Origin of the sequence: Pseudomonas fluorescens NCIMB 11764, from assembly GCF_000293885.2 — a bacterium.
Classification (GTDB): domain Bacteria; phylum Pseudomonadota; class Gammaproteobacteria; order Pseudomonadales; family Pseudomonadaceae; genus Aquipseudomonas; species Aquipseudomonas fluorescens_B.
The window spans coordinates 2594432-2610551 of sequence record NZ_CP010945.1 but is presented as its reverse complement, the minus strand read 5'-3'; the positions used below and the strand labels follow the sequence as shown (position 1 = coordinate 2610551).

Sequence of the window (16120 nt, the reverse complement as noted above, 5' to 3'; positions counted from 1 at the left end):
TTTCAGTGGTTCGGTTCGGCGGCTATCATACCCCGCTAATTAATCCCGCGCAGAACGGAGTACCTCAATGACACCTTTTGGCATCGTTTACACCCTGCATCTCCTGTCCGCCCTGGTGTGGGTCGGCGGCATGTTTTTCGCGTGGATGGTCTTGCGTCCTGCGGCGATGAAGGCGCTGGAAGGCCCTGCCCGCTTGAAACTGTGGGTGGAAGTGTTTCAAGGTTTTTTCCGCTGGGTCTGGGTGGCGGTGGTGCTGTTGCCGATCAGCGGGGTGGGCATGATCCATCTGCAATACGCCGGTTTTGAGGCCGCGCCACGTTATGTGCAGGTGATGATGGGCTTGTACGTGGTGATGACGGCGCTGTTTATCCGGATTCAGGCGTTGCTGTTGCCCGAGTTGCGCACGGCGGTGGCGGCGCAGGACTGGCCGACGGGAGCTGCGGTGCTGGGGCGGATTCGCAAGCTGGTGGGGATCAATCTGATCGTTGGGTTGGTGTTGGTAGCCATTGCCGCGGCGCGGCCGATGTTCTAAGGCTTCGCCAACTTTGTGGTAAGGGACTCCGTGGCGAGGGGATTTATCCCCGTTCGGCTGCGAAGCAGTCGTAAAACCAGGCAACGCGGAGTCCGGATTGGGGCCGCTTCGCAGCCCAACGGGGATAAATCCCCTCGCCACAAAGCTCCCTCGCCACAAGGGTTCTCGGTGGTTCTTACAACCGCTGAACAGTTACCGAGCCCGCCGCACCCGCAGGCCCCGGCTGGCCGTCCACGCCAGGTTTGCCGCTCTTGCCGCCATCGGCCTTGTACACCAGGCATCCCTTGGCCTTGCCGCCCGCCCCCGGCTTGCCGCCAGGACCGGCCAGACCACCCGCGCCGCCCGCCACTTGAACCTTGATCTGCTCCGCCGGATAGTCCCGCGGCACTTCCAGCCTGACCAGCGCGCCCGGCGCACCTGGCTGACCATCGCTGCCATTACTGCCATCCGCTCCGCGGCCAGCCTGGCCCCAAGTGCACCCCGGCGCCTGACCGTTGGCGCCATCGAGACCGACAAAACCCGGCGCCCCTGCGCCGCCGCGTGCATCGAGCGACAACTGCGGTGCGTTCAGTGCCTTGATCTGCACGTTCAGATTGCGCCCCGAGCGGGCTGCCTTGAGGTAAGTGCCCGGCGCGCCGCGAGCGGTGATCTGGCTGCCTTCGGAGAGTTCGGCACGGTTGATCTTCAACTCCAGGGCATTTTCGCTCGGCACGATGGCGATCCGCGCTTCACGCCCCAGGTGCAATTCGCCCACGGTGACTTCGGTCACGTTCGAGGGAATCAGCAGCGTGCCGTAATCGGCCACTTCCAGGCGTTCCAGCTGCATGGTGCTGACAGTGTTGGGCAGGCGCATCAGCGAGTTGGTTTCGACGCTGATCACTTGGGCGCAGGCGAGCGGGCTGATGAAAGCGGCGAGCAGACAGAGTTTACGCATGGGATGCCTTAGAGACGGCGGGAGCCGGAAGGGTTTGCAGGTGGAAAACACCGAAAAAGACAATCTTCAAGCGATCGCGCCAAGGGTGGGCACGACCTCTGAGGCTGCGGAAACAGAACACCGCCTCGAGAAGATGCAGGAACGCCAACAGACCGCCGGCCAGATTGACCAACAGGTGCAGCGGATTGACAAACGGCGTCATCAGATTGACCAGGACCACCAGCCAGAACAGCAGGGTCAACAGCTTCCCCAGCCCCCAAAACACCTTCATACGCGCCCCCGTTGAGAATTATTCTTTGCGCGCACAGTAACGGCTTCCACGCGGGATAAGCCAGAGGGCAACGGAAAATTCTTCATGAAGGCCGCCGAATGGCCATCGGAACAACCGAAATGGCTGTCCGACGGCTCTATCACGTGGCTCAGCGATTGATGTGCAATTCCACGCGACGGTTTTTCGCGCGGCCTTCGTCTGTTTCGTTATCAGCCACGGGCTGACTTTCGCCCCGGCCTTCGCTGGTGAGTTTGTTCGGCGCCAGGCCCATGCCCAACAAGTAAGCCGCCACGCTGCTGGCGCGTCGTTCTGAAAGCGCCTGGTTATAAGTGTCCGAACCTACGCTGTCGGTATGGCCGATCACTTTAATGCTCACCACATCGGCGCTTTGCAGTGTGGGCATCAGCGCGTCCAGCTGACTTTGCATCGAGGGCGTCAGGTCGGAATTATTGAAGGCAAACAGCACGTCGCCCGCATCGCTCAGAGTGATGACTTCGGTTTGCACAGGTTTCACGCTGGCCGGGTATTGCGGCAACGGACAACCATGATGTTCAACCGGGGTATTGGCCGGGGTATCAGGGCAGCGATCGCGTCGATCGAATACACCATCGTCGTCTTCATCGCCGTCCTGGGCATAACAGATCAAGCCCCCGGTCAAGATCCCCAGTGCCGCTCCGCCCGCCGCCCAGCCGCTACTCTCCAGAGCGCCCAGGCCTCCACCGACCAGACCGCCGATAACGCTGCAGACAGGCCAGGTACGTTGATTGAGGGGGGCAGTGCCATCGCTGTGAGTCGCGCAACCGGTCAATACGCCGCCAAGCAGCAGCACCGGCAAGAGGGTTCTGGGGAGAAGGCTCATGGTTGAAAGCTCCTGTGTTACCGGCAGATGCCGGTCACACAGGAGTAAAGACCCGCATCCGCGACTGCACAAGCCGCGGAGCGGAAGGGACTCAACGCTCGATCTTGATTTCGGTACGACGGTTCAACGCACGGCCGTCAGCGGTTTTGTTATCGGCAACAGGCTGGCTTTCACCGGCACCGGTCACAGACACGAAGCTACTGCGCGGCACGCCATCCTTGACGAGGTAATCAACCACCGAGTGCGCGCGACGATCAGACAGTTTCTGGTTGTAGGCATCGCTGCCCACGCTGTCGGTATGGCCAGTGACGGTCAGGCGTGCGGTGGTAGATTCCTGTTTCAGGCGAGTGGCGACTTTGTCGAGTACCAGCTTGTCGGAAGGAGTGAGTGTGGCTTTGTCGAACTGGAAGTGAACATCGCGGATGACGATGGTTTCTTCCTTGACCACAACCACCTCTTCAACCACTGGCGCAGGGACTGGTGGTGGGCAGCCATCGGCATCGACCTGCACGCCTTTAGGCGTACCCGGACACTTGTCGCGGCTGTCCGGCACGCCGTCGCCGTCTTCGTCGCCATCACCGTGAACCCAGCAATAGGCTGCGGCCATACCGCCGATTGCCAGCGCGCCATACCCCGCCCATGCCGAACTCTCGGTCGCGCCGAGACCTGCACCGACTACACCGCCGACTGCCGCACAGGTCGGCCAGTCGGTTTTCTGCAAACCTGCGCAACCAGTCAACACACTGGTTAGCAGAACCAAGGGTAATGCTGTCCGAACTATGCTCATCTAGTTTTCTCCTGAGGGATCGGCTTAGAACCGATTCAGGGAGTAAAGACCCGAGTTTTAATCTCCGCCAGCAATAGGCCATGCCTGTTTTGTCCCGTGTTCACGGGTGATCGGCACTTTTGGCGCTAAGCCGCTCTATATCTGGGCGTTTGGGCAGGCTAGTCTTGGCGCTCTGATTGAGGATCTTTGATGATTTCAGGTATTTCTTCGCGCACGCCGCAGCAGGCGCTGGCCGCTTTGCTCGATCGCTACGCCCCGCCGCGCCTGTTGCTGATCGGCGCCAGTGAGTTTCCCGCGCTTGAAGCGTTCAAGCTCGCGCACCCGGACACCTGCGTCGCCCATGCCGCGCCCGGGCCGTTGCCGGTCGAGCTGGCGGCGCGCCGCTTCGATCTGGCGCTGGTGGTCGACTGCCTCGAACACTTGCCCAAACGCGAGGGTCTGAATTTGCTCGGCGGAATCCGCAACCTCAATGCCAGTCGCATTGCGGTGCTGGCGGACTTGCCGGCCAGCGGCTGGCAGGAGACGGACTTTTTCTCCCTGGCCCTGCAAGCCAGTGAACGTTTCCAGCGCGACGATCAGGTGCTGACCCTGTTCACCTACGATCTGCTTGACTACAAACAAGTGCCCGACTGGCTCAACTCACGGTTCTGGGCCAATCCGGAAAACTTCGGGAAATATTGGTGGTAACGCAATGAGTACATCCATTTGCCCTTGCGGCAGCGGCACCCTGCTCGACGCCTGCTGCGGTCATTACCATGCCGGTCACCCGGCGCCCTGCGCCGAAGCCTTGATGCGGTCGCGCTACAGCGCTTATGTGCTGGGGCTGATTGACTATCTGGTGGCGACCACCCTGCCGGCACAACAGACCGGCCTCGATCGTCAGTCCATCAGTGACTGGAGCGCCAAGAGCACCTGGCTGGGCCTGGAGGTGGAAAGCTCCGAGGTGTTCGGCGGTCAGCCGGAACACGCGTTCGTGACGTTCACCGCACGCTGGCACGACGGCAGCGGCGAACACAGCCACCGCGAGCGTTCGTCGTTCGTACAGAACGCCGGCCACTGGTACTTCATCGACCCCACCGTGCCCCTCAAGGCCGGGCGCAACGATGCCTGCCCTTGCGCCAGCGGGCAGAAGTTCAAGAAGTGTTGTGCGGGGTATTTCGCGAGCTGAAGTGATCCGTGAAGGGCTAGACTGGGGGTCAAGGGAGAAACACAACCATGATCACCAGGCGATTCGCACTTTTTCTGCTCACCCTGCTCCTGTTTCTCGGGCTTGGCGGCTGTGCGTCCTGGTTCAGCGACGATGAGCCGGAACCTCAAGTGCATCTGGTCAAGGTCGAAGTAGTCCGGGCGAAGCTGATGGAGCAACGCTTCCTGTTGTTCTTTCGCGTCGACAACCCTCGAGACAGCGACCTGACGGTACGCGGCCTCGAATACCGGATTCACCTGGGCGACATGCTGCTGACCGAAGGCGAGCATGAACACTGGTTTACGGTCAGCCCCAGGCGCAGCGCGTATTTCAAAGTGCCGATCCGCACCAACCTGTGGCCGAAGGTGCGGGATCTGGTGAAACTGTTGAAAAAACCCGAGCAACCCATCCCCTATCGTCTTGAAGGTGAGCTGGAAACCGGTGTGTTCATCGCGCACTACGTGCACCTGGCGCGCAAAGGCGTGATAATCCCCGCCGATTTAATTCCGGAGCACACCCGATGACCCAGCAACCCCACGTCCATGGCCCTGACTGCAACCACGATCATGACCATCACGACCACCATGATCACGACCATGGCCATGTTCACGGCCCGAACTGCGGCCACGCGCACCAGGAACCGGTACGCAACGCCTTGAAAGACGTCGGCCGTAACGATCCTTGCCCGTGCGGCAATGGCAAGAAATTCAAGAAGTGCCACGGCGCTTGATGTTTCAGGCGAAAAAATTCTTCGCCTCTTGAATCGCTATCGCGGGCTTGCCCGCGATGGCAGCCGTACTGTTCACCTTCAATTTGTCAGTTAACGCACAGGCTTTTCAGTTTGCGTTCAATAACTGCGCCGTGCTGACAACCGTCGCATACTCCCCCTGCAGATTCCCCAGCGACATGGCATGCACGTCCTCGGCAGAACGGGCATTACCAAAGTAATCCGCCTTGTCGAACGTGAAGCACGCATCCTCCGCCACCCATGTCTCGAACCCCAGATTCCCGGCCGTTCGCGCCGTGGACTCCACCGAATTGTGGGTCGCTACGCCAACGATGACCAACTGATCGATCCCCGCCTCGCGCAATCCCGACTCCAACCCCGTTGCACAAAACGCATCCGGTACCTGTTTCTGAATCAACTGCTCGCCGGCCAATGGCTGGAACCGCTCCTGAAATTCCACGCCCGACTGCTGCGGCCAGAACACCGAGTCCGGCGAACGCGACAGATGCTGGACGTGAATCACCGGGCGCCCGGTTTCACGCCAATAACCCAGGACTTCCAGAATCCGCGCCTCAGCCTGAGGATTGTTTCGCCGGCCGAGCCGGGGCTCCAGGATGCCTTTTTGTTGATCGATGATGATCAGTGCCGCGTTGGTCTTGAGCTCCATGCCGACTATTCTCACGCAAGGTCATTGAATTTCACGCACTTCAGCATCACCTCCTCCTGCAGACAAGCCTTCGATCGCAAACAGGACGACCTGATGCCCGCGGTTGCTGTCCATTCCTGACAATGTCTCTTGATGTGGAGTACTTCATGATCGACCTGTATTACTGGACCACCCCCAACGGCCACAAAATCTCGATTTTCCTGGAAGAAGCCGGCCTGCCTTACAACGTGCACCCGATCAACATCAGCCAGAACGAACAGTTCCAGCCGCATTTCCTGAAAATCTCTCCGAACAACAGAATTCCAGCGATCGTCGATCATGAGCCAGCCGATGGCGGGGAACCTCTGTCGCTGTTCGAGTCCGGGGCGATTCTGCTGTACCTGGCGGAAAAGACCGGCAAGTTCCTGCCCAAGGACCTGCGCGGTCGCCAGCAGGCGCTGCAATGGTTGTTCTGGCAGATGGGCGGGCTGGGGCCGATGGCCGGGCAGAATCATCACTTCAGCCAGTTCGCGCCGGAGAAAATCCCTTACGCGATCAAGCGCTACATCGATGAGACGGCGCGCCTTTACGGCGTACTCGACAAGCAACTGGCGAACAACGAGTTTGTCGCCGGCAACGAATACAGCATTGCCGACATGGCGATCTACCCCTGGACCGTTTCCCACAAATGGCAGAGCCAGAATCTGGAGGATTTCCCGAATGTTCTGCGTTGGTTCAACCACATCCAGGATCGGCCGGCGACGATGAAGGCGTATGCCCTTGCAGCGAAAATCAACCCACCCAAGCCCTGAGGAGCACCACAGCCCCTCAGCGTGTTCACAACCCCTGTGGCGAGGGAGCTTGCTCCCGCCCGGCTGCGCAGCAGACTCAATCCAGACACCTCTGTTTCCGATGAGCCCGGTTTGGGAGCGCTGCGCACTCCAGCGGGAGCAAGCTCCCTCGCCACAGGGACATCGCTGACCTCGGTTTATCAGACAAATCCTGAAATAACCCTATACCCCGCTTGCGCGGCCACCTCCTGCTCTCTAACGTAGCGCCTTTATTGCGCCTCTACCCCCGCAGGAGCTTTGCCATGGCCTCGCCAGCCCTCACACATTTTCTTCCCCGGTTCGGCGTTGCCGCAGCAGTGGCCGGTGTTTTGAGCCTGACCGGTTGTCAGACCTGGAACACCCAGGACACCCTCCCGCCGACGACTGGCGTGCAGCCGCTCAAGGGTCTGGCGCAGAACGTTTCAGTGCGCCGCAATGCCATGGGCATGCCGTTGATCGAAAGCAGCACGTTCCACGACGCGCTGTTCACCCTCGGTTACGTGCACGCGAGCGACCGCATCACGCAAATGGTCACCCTGCGCCTGCTGGCCCAGGGCCGTTTGTCGGAGATGTCCGGCTCGGACCTGCTGGATGCCGACCGTTACATGCGCGCCATCAACCTGAAGAAAAGCGCCGGTGAGTTGTACAAGGCCTCGTCGCCGCGCCTTAAACGCTTCTTCGAAGTCTATGCCCGCGGGGTCAACGCCTACCTGTTCCGCTACCGCGACAAGCTCCCGGCAGACCTCGCGGCCACCGGCTACAAGCCCGAGTACTGGAAACCGGAAGACTCGGCGCTGATTTTCTGCCTGCTGAACTTCAGTCAATCGGCGAACCTGCCCGAGGAAATTTCCTCGCTGGTGCTGGCCCAAACGGTCACCACCGACAAACTCGCCTGGCTGACACCGTCCGCTCCCGACGAAAAACTGCCCGTGGCCGAAGCCGAAAAACTTCAGGGCCTCAAGCTGAACGGGGCAATTGCGGGGCTCGCCGGCATCAGCAAGGCCACAGCTCAACTGTCCGACCTGAATCTGCTGGGCGCCACGTCATCGAACAACTGGGCGATCGCCCCGCAACGCAGCCGCAGCGGCAAAAGCCTGCTGGCCAGCGACAGCCATGGGCCGCTGGGCGTGCCGTCGTTGCTCAGTTACGTGCAGATTCGTACGCCGAAATATCAGGCGTCCGGCGTGACCATCGCCGGTTTGCCGATGGTGCTGGGCGGTTTCAACGGCAAAGTGGCGTGGAGCATGGCGTCGGTCATGGGCGACAACCAGGACCTGTTCCTGGAAAAAATCAAACGCCAGGGCAACGGACTTTCCTACGAAGTCGGCGGCAAATGGCAGCCGGCCATCGTTCGCAACGAAACCTACTTCGTCAAAGGCCAGCGGCCGATTCGCGAAGCGGTGTACGAAACCCGCCACGGACCGCTGCTCAACAGTGCCAAAGGCACAGCGTTGGATAACGGCCTGGGTCTGGCATTGCAGACGCCGAACTTCACCGATGACAAATCCCTGGACGCGTTTTTCGACCTGTCCCGGGCGCAGAACGTCGAGAAAGCCTCGGACGCCAGCCGTGAAATCCGCGCGATCACGCTGAACCTGGTCTTCGCCGACGCCAGCAACATCGGCTGGCAAGTCACCGGCCGTTACCCGAACCGCCGCGAAGGCGAAGGCCTGCTACCGTCGCCGGGCTGGGAAGGTCGTTACGACTGGGACGGTTACGCTGACCCGATGCTGCACCCGTACGATCAGGATCCGGCGCAAGGCTGGCTCGGCACCGCCAACCAGCGGGTCATTCCCCATGGCTACGGCATGCAGCTGTCCAACTCGTGGTCGGCGCCGGAGCGCGGCGAACGCATGGCCGAACTGGCCGGCGCGGGCAAACACGACACGCGCAGTGTGATCGCCATGCAATACGATCAGACCACCACCTTCGCCGCCAAACTGAAGAAGATGTTTGCAGCGCCGGGTATGGCCCAACCGCTGAAACAGGCTATCGAGGCGCTGCCGGTCGCTGATCGCGGCAAGGCTCATGAAGCGCTGACCCGCCTGATGGCGTTCGACGGAAAACTCGCGCCGACCTCCGCCGATGCGGCGATTTACGAGTTGTTCCTGCAGCAAAGCGCCCAGCAAATTTTCCTCGACGAATTGGGCCCGGAAAGTAGCCCCGCATGGAAAGCCTTTATCGCCAACGGCAAGTTGTCCTACGCGGCCCAGGCCGATCACCTGCTGGGCCGTGAAGACAGCCCGTTCTGGGATGACGCGCGCACGCCGCAGAAAGAAGACAAACCGGCGATCCTCGCCCGCAGCCTTGCAGCCGCCATCACCGCCGGCGACAGCCAGTTGGGTGGCGACCACAAAGCCTGGCAGTGGGGCAAATTGCACCGTTATGAGTGGAAAAACGCCAGTGGCCAGACCGTGCGCGGCCCGCTCGCGGCCGGCGGCGATCACACTACGCTGAACACCGCGGCGTTCGCCTGGGGCCAGGATTTCAACACCACGCTGGCGCCGGCCATGCGCTTCATCGTCGACTTCGGCCAGGCCGAACCGCTGATGGGCCAGAACGGCACGGGTCAGTCCGGTAATCCGGCCAGCCCCCATTACCTCGACAGCGTGCAGCCGTGGCTCAAGGGGCAATACGTGAGTCTGCCGATGCAACCGCAGAACTACGACAAGGTGTACGGGACCAAGCGATTGACGCTGACACCCGGAAAATAAGAGCAAAGAAAAGATCAAAAGATCGCAGCCTTCGGCAGCTCCTACAGTGGATTCGCGTTCATCTGCAGGAGCTGCCGAAGGCTGCGATCTTTTGCTTTTGATCGTTGCAAAAAATCCATAGAACTTCTGACCTCGGCCAAACCTCATAGCTAACAAGTCCCTCCATTTTGGTAACAACATGGATCTTGTTATCGCGCGTCCCGAAGGCTTGTATTGCCCCGCCGGCGATTTCTATATCGACCCGTGGCGGCCGGTCGAGCGTTCGGTTATCACCCACGCCCACGGCGATCATGCCCGAGGCGGCAACCAGCACTATCTGGCGGCCGCCCCCGGCGAAGGGATATTGCGCGCGCGACTGGGCCAGGACATCAACCTGCAAACCCTGGCCTATGGCGAACGGCTGCTGCACCACGGCGTCACCCTGAGTTTTCATCCCGCCGGCCATGTGCTCGGCTCGGCACAGGTGCGCCTGGAATACGGCGGCGAGATCTGGGTCGCTTCAGGAGATTACAAAGTCGAGCCCGACGGCACTTGCGCGCCTTTCGAACCGGTGCGCTGCCACACCTTCATCACCGAATCGACATTTGGCCTGCCGATCTACCGCTGGCAACCCCAGGCGCAGGTGTTTGCAGAGATCAATCAGTGGTGGCAAGCCAACGCCGTCGAAGACAAGGCCAGCGTGCTGTTTTGCTATTCCTTCGGCAAGGCACAGCGGATTCTCCACGGCATCGACGCCAGCCTCGGCCCCATTCTGGTGCACGGTGCCGTCGAGCCGCTCAACCGGGTGTATCGCGAGAGCGGCGTGTATTTACCGCCAACGATCTACGCCGGCGATGTCAAAAAGAGCGACCCGATGATGCGCAACGCGCTCATTCTGGCCCCGCCTTCCGCTGGCGGCAGCACCTGGATGCGCCGCTTCGGTGACTACAGCGATGGCTTTGCCAGCGGCTGGATGCGTTTACGCGGCACACGGCGCCGGCGCGGTGTCGACCGTGGCTTCGTGTTGTCCGACCACGCCGACTGGCCAGGCCTGCTCTGGGCCATCGAGCAGACCGGCGCCGAGCGCGTCATGGTCACCCATGGTTCGGTGGCGGTCCTGGTGCGCCATCTGCGCGAACAAGGTCTCGACGCCCAAGGGTTCACCACCGAGTACGGCGACGATGAAGAAGACATTACAACCACCGACCCCGAGAGCACCGAGGTGCTGCCATGAAGGCCTTCGCCGAGTTGTATGCGGAACTTGATGCCACGACCTCGAGCAACGCCAAATTGGCGGCCATGCAACATTACTTCGCCCAGGCCGCGCCGGAAGACGCGGCATGGGCGGTGTATTTTCTGTCCGGCGGACGCCCTCGCCAACTGGTGCCAGTGCGCATCCTGCGAGAACTCGCCGTAGCGTACTCCGGCCTGTCGCCGTGGTTGTTCGAAGAGAGTTATCAGGCGGTCGGCGATCTGGCGGAAACCATCTCGCTGGTACTGCCTGAAACGCCCCACAGCTCCACCGACGGATTGGCGGTGTGGATCGAAGAAAAACTGCTGCCGTTGCGCGGCGAATCTCCCGAAGTGCTCGCCGAACAGTTGCCAAAACTCTGGTCGCAACTGGACCGCCCCAGCCTGATGCTCTGCATCAAACTGATCACCGGCAGTTTCCGCGTCGGCGTCTCAAAGTTGTTGGTGACCCGCGCCCTGGCGGCGATGGCACAGCTCGACAGCAAACGCGTGGCCCAGCGTTTGGTGGGTTACACCGACCTGTCCAATCGCCCGAGCGCGGCCAGTTACCTGAAGCTGATTGCGGCCGAATCGTCGGATGAACATGCTCAGCGTGGCGGTCAGCCCTATCCGTTTTTTCTGGCGCATGCGCTATCCCAACCGGTCGAACAGTTCGACGGGTTGCTCGGCCCGGCCAGCCACTGGCAAGTGGAATGGAAGTGGGATGGTATCCGTGCCCAAGTGGTCAAGCGCGACGGCCGACTGTGGATCTGGTCCCGCGGTGAAGAGTTGGTCACCGAACGCTTTCCCGAACTCGACAGCCTGGTCCACGGCCTGCCCGACGGCACGGTGATCGACGGTGAAATCGTTGCCTGGAAAACCGCGCCACCGGACACCGAGGATGCCTTCGATCCACTGGCGCCAACGCCGCCCGCGGTCCAACCGTTCGCCCTGCTGCAACAGCGGATCGGCCGTAAAACCCTGGGCAAGAAAATCCTCGAAGAAGTCCCGGTGGTTGTGCTCGCCTACGACTTGCTGGAATGGGCGGGCGAAGACTGGCGCAACCAGCCTCAAGCCAGGCGTCGCACCCAACTGGAGCACGTCATCGCTGACTGCAGCAACCCGGTGTTACTGCCCTCCCCCGTGCTCACCGGGGAAGACTGGTTCGACCTCGCCCGCCAACGCGAAGCCTCCCGCCGCCTCGGCGTCGAAGGCATGATGCTCAAGGCCCGCGATGCGTTGTATGGCGTCGGCCGCACCAAGGACATGGGCGTCTGGTGGAAATGGAAAGTCGACCCGTTCAGCGTCGACGCGGTGCTGATCTACGCGCAACGCGGGCATGGCCGTCGGGCCAGTCTCTACAGCGACTACACCTTCGCCGTGTGGGACGGCCCGCCGGACGCCAGCGAACGCACTCTGGTGCCGTTCGCCAAGGCCTATTCGGGGCTCACCGACGCAGAGATGCGCCAGGTCGACAGCATTGTGCGCAAGACTACCGTCGAAAAATTTGGACCGGTCAGCAGCGTGAAACCGAGCCTCGTGTTTGAGCTGGGGTTTGAAGGGATTGCCCTGTCCAAGCGGCACAAGAGCGGGATAGCGGTGCGATTTCCGCGGATGTTGCGGTGGCGGCAGGATAAATCCGTTGAAGAGGCTGACAACCTGGCCACATTGCAGGATTTGTTGGGCTGAAAGAGGCCTTGTGGCGAGGGAGATTGCGCCCGCTGGAACGCAAAGCGGTCCCGGTTTACAGAGATTTACGACGGCTGCGCAGTCGAGCGGGAGTAAGCTCCCTCGCCACAGGATTGCGTCCGACCGACCTGATTTGGTGCAACCTGTTTGCGACGCCCGTTTTCGTGCAAAAATCCCGCCTTGCCATTTCTCGTATCACCTTTTAAAACGCTTGTTCGGCACTCTGGTTCGGAAATTGCTACTTTCAATGGGTCTTACGCTTTCCAGTAACAATAATTCTGCGCCACAAGCGCTCATATTGGTTCTTAGGGATTGAATAATGAAAAAAGCATTGCTGACCCTTTCTGCACTGGCGTTGTGCATGGCTGCCGGCTCCGCGCTGGCCAAGGAATACAAAGAACTGCGTTTCGGCGTTGACCCTTCCTATGCACCGTTCGAGTCGAAAGCGGCCGACGGTAGCCTGGTGGGCTTCGACATCGATTTGGGGAACGCGATCTGCGCCGAGCTGAAGGTCAAGTGCAAGTGGGTCGAAAGCGATTTCGACGGCATGATTCCGGGCCTGAAGGCCAATAAATTCGACGGTGTGATCTCTTCGATGACCGTCACCCCGGCCCGCGAAAAAGTCATCGACTTCTCCAGCGAGCTGTTCTCCGGCCCAACCGCTTACGTGTTCAAGAAAGGTTCCGGCCTGAGCGAAGACGTCGCGTCCCTGAAGGGCAAGACCGTAGGCTACGAGCAAGGCACCATCCAGGAAGCCTACGCCAAGGCCGTGCTGGACAAGGCTGGCGTGAAAACCCAGGCTTACCAGAACCAGGACCAGGTGTATTCGGACCTGATGTCCGGTCGCCTCGATGCGGCAATCCAGGACATGCTGCAAGCCGAACTGGGCTTCTTGAAGTCGCCTAAAGGCGAAGGCTACGAAGTCAGCAAGCCGGTCGACAGCGAATTGCTGCCAGCCAAAACAGCTATCGGTATCTCTAAAGGTAACAAAGACCTCAAGGCACTTTTGGATAAAGGTATCAAAGCGTTACACGACGATGGCACCTACGCCACCATTCAGAAGAAACACTTTGGCGATCTGAATCTGTACAGCGGCAAATAATGCCCGGCGCCCATCTCGCGATGGGCGCTTTTTTCATCCGATCAGGTTGCTGATTTATGTTCGAAAACCTCTTACAAAATCTGGGGCTCTCTGCCTTCAGCCTCAAGGGCTTCGGCCCGTTGCTGATGGAAGGCACCTGGATGACCATCAAATTATCGGCGTTGTCGCTGCTGGTGGCCGTGTTGCTCGGCCTGCTCGGCGCCAGTGCCAAACTGTCAAAAGTCAAACTGGTGCGCGTTCCGGCACAGATCTACACCACGCTGATTCGCGGCGTGCCAGACCTGGTGCTGATGCTGCTGATCTTTTACAGCCTGCAAACCTGGTTGACGTCGCTCACCGACTTCATGGAATGGGAATACATCGAGATCAACCCGTTCAGCGCCGGGGTCATCACCCTGGGCTTCATTTATGGCGCGTACTTCACCGAAACCTTTCGTGGCGCGATTCTCGCGGTGCCACGGGGCCAGGTCGAAGCGGCGACCGCCTATGGCCTCAAGCGTGGCCAGCGGTTCTGGATCGTGGTGTTTCCACAGATGATGCGCTTTGCCCTGCCGGGCATCGGTAACAACTGGATGGTGATGCTCAAGGCCACCGCGCTGGTATCGATCATCGGCCTCGCCGACCTGGTCAAGGCCGCGCAGGACGCCGGCAAAAGCAGTTATCAGCTGTTTTACTTCCTGGTGCTGGCCGCGTTGATCTACCTGCTGATCACCAGCGCCTCCAACTTCATCCTGCGCTGGCTTGAACGCCGCTACTCCGCCGGCTCCCGGGAGGCCGTACGATGATCGAACTCCTGCAGGAATACTGGAAACCTTTCCTCTATACCGATGGCTACAACATCACAGGCCTGGCCATGACCCTGTGGCTGCTCAGCGCGTCGATCTTCATCGGGTTCCTGGTGTCGATCCCGTTGTCCATCGCCCGGGTGTCACCGCATTTCTACATTCGCTGGCCGGTGCAGTTCTACACTTACCTGTTCCGCGGGACGCCGCTGTATATCCAGCTGCTGATTTGCTACACCGGCATTTACAGCCTGGCCGCCGTGCGCGAGCAGCCGATACTCGATGCGTTCTTTCGCGACGCGATGAACTGCACCATCCTGGCGTTCGCCCTGAACACCTGCGCCTACACCACGGAGATTTTCGCCGGGGCGATCCGCAGCATGGCCCATGGTGAAGTCGAAGCGGCCAAGGCCTACGGTCTGACCGGCTGGAAGCTGTATGCCTACGTGATCATGCCGTCGGCGCTGCGTCGCTCGTTGCCGTATTACAGCAACGAAGTGATCCTGATGCTGCACTCGACCACGGTGGCGTTCACCGCGACCGTCCCGGACATCCTGAAAGTCGCGCGGGACGCCAACTCGGCGACCTTCCTGACCTTCCAGTCGTTCGGCATCGCCGCGCTGATCTACCTGACCGTTACCTTTGCGCTGGTCGGACTGTTCCGCCTCGCCGAACGCCGATGGCTGGCGTTCCTCGGGCCGACCCACTAGGACTTCTTGCAAATGCGCCACCAGATACATGACCTGCTGGCCCCGCTGCCGGGGACCGCACGACAGATTCACAGTTTCCACTTCGGCCCGACGACGGCCCAGGGCAAGATCTATATCCAGGCGTCCCTGCACGCCGATGAAATGCCCGGCATGCTGGTCGCCTGGCACCTCAAGCAGCGCCTGGCGGAACTCGAAGCCTCCGGTCGCCTGCGCAGCGAAATCGTGCTGGTGCCGGTGGCCAACCCGGTCGGCCTCGAACAAGTGCTGATGGATGTGCCGCTGGGGCGCTACGAGCTCGAAAGCGGCCAGAACTTCAACCGCTGGTTCGTCGATCTGAGCGAAGAAGTCGGCAACGAAATCGAAGGCCAACTGGGCGACGATCCGCAGCGCAACCTCGAACTGATCCGCAGCAGCCTGCGTCAGGCGCTGGCGCGACAGACCGCCAGCACTCAACTGCAATCCCAGCGCCTGATCCTGCAACGCCTGGCCTGTGATGCGGACGTGGTGCTGGACCTGCATTGCGATTTCGAAGCGGTCGCGCACCTCTACACCACGCCCGAAGCCTGGCCGCAGGTCGAGCCGCTGGCCCGTTACATCGGTGCCGAAGCGAGTCTGCTGGCCACCGATTCCGGCGGCCAGTCGTTCGACGAGTGCTTCACCCTGCTCTGGTGGCAGTTGAAGGAGCGCTTCGGCGAGCATTTCGATATTCCGCTGGGGAGTTTTTCGGTGACCGTCGAATTGCGCGGCCAGGGTGACGTCAATCATCCATTGGCCAGCCTCGACTGCCAGGCGTTGCTTGATTACCTGATTCACCACGGCGCCATTGCCGGCGAACCGGCGCCCCTGCCGGAGCTGCCGTATCCCGCCACGCCGCTGGCCGCCGTCGAACCGGTGGCTACGCCCGTGGGCGGCTTGCTGGTGTTCACAGCGCTGCCGGGGGAATACCTCGAAGCCGGGCAACGGGTCGCCGAAATCATCGACCCGGTCAATGACCGCGTCACCCCCGTTCACTGCACCGTCGCCGGGCTGATGTACGCCCGCTCGCTGCGGCGCATGGCCACTGCCGGCATGGTGATCGCCCACGTCGCGGGCACCGAAGCCTATCGCAGCGGTTACCTACTTTCGCCTTGAGGATGCATGCC

18 protein-coding genes are annotated in these 16120 nt (G+C 60.9%); 13 read left to right on the top strand and 5 right to left on the bottom strand.

Annotated elements, in window-relative coordinates:
- The first annotated feature begins 67 nt into the window (after positions 1-67).
- The gene (locus B723_RS11890; protein ID WP_017336805.1) at positions 68-532 is read left to right on the top strand and encodes a CopD family protein; all 465 of its coding nucleotides are present in this window, start codon (positions 68-70) and stop codon (positions 530-532) included.
- Positions 533-707: 175 nt separating this feature from the next.
- On the opposite strand, the gene B723_RS11885 is transcribed toward B723_RS11890, so the two are convergent.
- The 4 genes from B723_RS11885 to B723_RS11870 all read right to left on the bottom strand — a co-directional run bounded on the left by B723_RS11885 (position 708) and on the right by B723_RS11870 (position 3383).
- A complete protein-coding gene (locus tag B723_RS11885) occupies positions 708-1466 on the bottom strand; it encodes a collagen-like triple helix repeat-containing protein (protein ID WP_017336804.1) in 759 nt (252 codons plus the stop codon).
- Positions 1459-1737 (bottom strand): DUF1145 domain-containing protein, encoded by a 279-nt coding sequence (locus B723_RS11880; protein WP_017336803.1) that lies wholly within the window; start codon positions 1735-1737, stop codon positions 1459-1461. The genes B723_RS11885 and B723_RS11880 overlap by 8 nt, the downstream gene beginning before the upstream one ends.
- Before the next feature lie 148 nt (positions 1738-1885).
- Entirely contained in the window at positions 1886-2596 is a 711-nt protein-coding gene (locus B723_RS11875; RefSeq protein ID WP_017336802.1) for an OmpA family protein, read from the bottom strand.
- Positions 2597-2687: 91 nt separating this feature from the next.
- Entirely contained in the window at positions 2688-3383 is a 696-nt protein-coding gene (locus B723_RS11870; protein ID WP_017336801.1) for an OmpA family protein, read from the bottom strand.
- A 189-nt stretch (positions 3384-3572) separates the two neighbouring features.
- Between B723_RS11870 and B723_RS11865 the strand changes: the two genes are divergently transcribed.
- The 4 genes from B723_RS11865 to B723_RS11850 are packed head-to-tail and all read left to right on the top strand — an operon-like array spanning position 3573 to position 5299.
- Entirely contained in the window at positions 3573-4070 is a 498-nt protein-coding gene (locus tag B723_RS11865) for a DUF6231 family protein (RefSeq protein WP_017336800.1), read from the top strand.
- A 4-nt stretch (positions 4071-4074) separates the two neighbouring features.
- Positions 4075-4551 (top strand): YchJ family protein, encoded by a 477-nt coding sequence (locus B723_RS11860; protein ID WP_017336799.1) that lies wholly within the window; start codon positions 4075-4077, stop codon positions 4549-4551.
- A gap of 47 nt (positions 4552-4598) precedes the next feature.
- Positions 4599-5093, top strand: a complete 495-nt coding sequence (locus B723_RS11855; RefSeq protein WP_017336798.1) for an LEA type 2 family protein — start codon at positions 4599-4601, stop codon at positions 5091-5093.
- Positions 5090-5299, top strand: coding sequence for an SEC-C metal-binding domain-containing protein (locus B723_RS11850; RefSeq protein ID WP_007906737.1), 210 nt, complete (start codon positions 5090-5092; stop codon positions 5297-5299). The genes B723_RS11855 and B723_RS11850 overlap by 4 nt, the downstream gene beginning before the upstream one ends.
- Positions 5300-5405: 106 nt before the next feature.
- Here B723_RS11850 and B723_RS11845 read toward each other — a convergent pair whose 3' ends face one another.
- Positions 5406-5963 (bottom strand): cysteine hydrolase family protein, encoded by a 558-nt coding sequence (locus B723_RS11845; RefSeq protein ID WP_017336797.1) that lies wholly within the window; start codon positions 5961-5963, stop codon positions 5406-5408.
- A 146-nt stretch (positions 5964-6109) separates the two neighbouring features.
- On the opposite strand from B723_RS11845, the gene B723_RS11840 reads away from it, so the two are divergent.
- The 8 genes from B723_RS11840 (at position 6110) to B723_RS11805 (ending at position 16109) form a co-directional block, all read left to right on the top strand.
- Positions 6110-6754 carry a glutathione binding-like protein gene (locus B723_RS11840; protein WP_017336795.1) on the top strand — a complete coding sequence of 215 codons (645 nt, stop codon included), beginning with the start codon at positions 6110-6112 and terminating at the stop codon, positions 6752-6754.
- Positions 6755-7035: 281 nt separating this feature from the next.
- Positions 7036-9486, top strand: a complete 2451-nt coding sequence (locus tag B723_RS11835) for a penicillin acylase family protein (protein WP_017336794.1) — start codon at positions 7036-7038, stop codon at positions 9484-9486.
- A gap of 178 nt (positions 9487-9664) precedes the next feature.
- The gene (locus B723_RS11830; RefSeq protein ID WP_017336793.1) at positions 9665-10699 is read left to right on the top strand and encodes a ligase-associated DNA damage response exonuclease; all 1035 of its coding nucleotides are present in this window, start codon (positions 9665-9667) and stop codon (positions 10697-10699) included.
- Positions 10696-12384, top strand: a complete 1689-nt coding sequence (locus tag B723_RS11825; RefSeq protein ID WP_017336792.1) for an ATP-dependent DNA ligase — start codon at positions 10696-10698, stop codon at positions 12382-12384. Before B723_RS11830 ends, B723_RS11825 begins: the two co-directional genes overlap by 4 nt.
- 319 nt (positions 12385-12703) lie before the next feature.
- Complete coding sequence (locus B723_RS11820; protein WP_017336791.1) at positions 12704-13486, top strand: transporter substrate-binding domain-containing protein; 783 nt, start codon at positions 12704-12706, stop codon at positions 13484-13486.
- A gap of 56 nt (positions 13487-13542) precedes the next feature.
- Positions 13543-14271: an ABC transporter permease gene (locus B723_RS11815; protein ID WP_017336790.1), complete on the top strand. Its 729-nt coding sequence runs from the start codon at positions 13543-13545 to the stop codon at positions 14269-14271.
- Positions 14268-14978 (top strand): ABC transporter permease, encoded by a 711-nt coding sequence (locus tag B723_RS11810; RefSeq protein WP_017336789.1) that lies wholly within the window; start codon positions 14268-14270, stop codon positions 14976-14978. The genes B723_RS11815 and B723_RS11810 overlap by 4 nt, the downstream gene beginning before the upstream one ends.
- A 12-nt stretch (positions 14979-14990) precedes the next feature.
- Positions 14991-16109, top strand: a complete 1119-nt coding sequence (locus tag B723_RS11805) for a succinylglutamate desuccinylase/aspartoacylase family protein (RefSeq protein WP_017336788.1) — start codon at positions 14991-14993, stop codon at positions 16107-16109.
- Positions 16110-16120 lie beyond the last annotated feature (11 nt).

Excerpts from the sequence above, each read along its gene's own strand:
- B723_RS11890 (WP_017336805.1), top strand. The coding sequence starts at position 68 with ATGACACCTTTTGGCATCGTTTACACCCTGCATCTCCTGTCCGCCCTG.
- B723_RS11885 (WP_017336804.1), bottom strand. The coding sequence starts at position 1,466 with ATGCGTAAACTCTGTCTGCTCGCCGCTTTCATCAGCCCGCTCGCCTGC.
- B723_RS11880 (WP_017336803.1), bottom strand. The coding sequence starts at position 1,737 with ATGAAGGTGTTTTGGGGGCTGGGGAAGCTGTTGACCCTGCTGTTCTGG.
- B723_RS11875 (WP_017336802.1), bottom strand. The coding sequence starts at position 2,596 with ATGAGCCTTCTCCCCAGAACCCTCTTGCCGGTGCTGCTGCTTGGCGGC.
- B723_RS11870 (WP_017336801.1), bottom strand. The coding sequence starts at position 3,383 with ATGAGCATAGTTCGGACAGCATTACCCTTGGTTCTGCTAACCAGTGTG.
- B723_RS11865 (WP_017336800.1), top strand. The coding sequence starts at position 3,573 with ATGATTTCAGGTATTTCTTCGCGCACGCCGCAGCAGGCGCTGGCCGCT.
- B723_RS11860 (WP_017336799.1), top strand. The coding sequence starts at position 4,075 with ATGAGTACATCCATTTGCCCTTGCGGCAGCGGCACCCTGCTCGACGCC.
- B723_RS11855 (WP_017336798.1), top strand. The coding sequence starts at position 4,599 with ATGATCACCAGGCGATTCGCACTTTTTCTGCTCACCCTGCTCCTGTTT.
- B723_RS11850 (WP_007906737.1), top strand. The coding sequence starts at position 5,090 with ATGACCCAGCAACCCCACGTCCATGGCCCTGACTGCAACCACGATCAT.
- B723_RS11845 (WP_017336797.1), bottom strand. The coding sequence starts at position 5,963 with ATGGAGCTCAAGACCAACGCGGCACTGATCATCATCGATCAACAAAAA.
- B723_RS11840 (WP_017336795.1), top strand. The coding sequence starts at position 6,110 with ATGATCGACCTGTATTACTGGACCACCCCCAACGGCCACAAAATCTCG.
- B723_RS11835 (WP_017336794.1), top strand. The coding sequence starts at position 7,036 with ATGGCCTCGCCAGCCCTCACACATTTTCTTCCCCGGTTCGGCGTTGCC.
- B723_RS11830 (WP_017336793.1), top strand. The coding sequence starts at position 9,665 with ATGGATCTTGTTATCGCGCGTCCCGAAGGCTTGTATTGCCCCGCCGGC.
- B723_RS11825 (WP_017336792.1), top strand. The coding sequence starts at position 10,696 with ATGAAGGCCTTCGCCGAGTTGTATGCGGAACTTGATGCCACGACCTCG.
- B723_RS11820 (WP_017336791.1), top strand. The coding sequence starts at position 12,704 with ATGAAAAAAGCATTGCTGACCCTTTCTGCACTGGCGTTGTGCATGGCT.
- B723_RS11815 (WP_017336790.1), top strand. The coding sequence starts at position 13,543 with ATGTTCGAAAACCTCTTACAAAATCTGGGGCTCTCTGCCTTCAGCCTC.
- B723_RS11810 (WP_017336789.1), top strand. The coding sequence starts at position 14,268 with ATGATCGAACTCCTGCAGGAATACTGGAAACCTTTCCTCTATACCGAT.
- B723_RS11805 (WP_017336788.1), top strand. The coding sequence starts at position 14,991 with ATGCGCCACCAGATACATGACCTGCTGGCCCCGCTGCCGGGGACCGCA.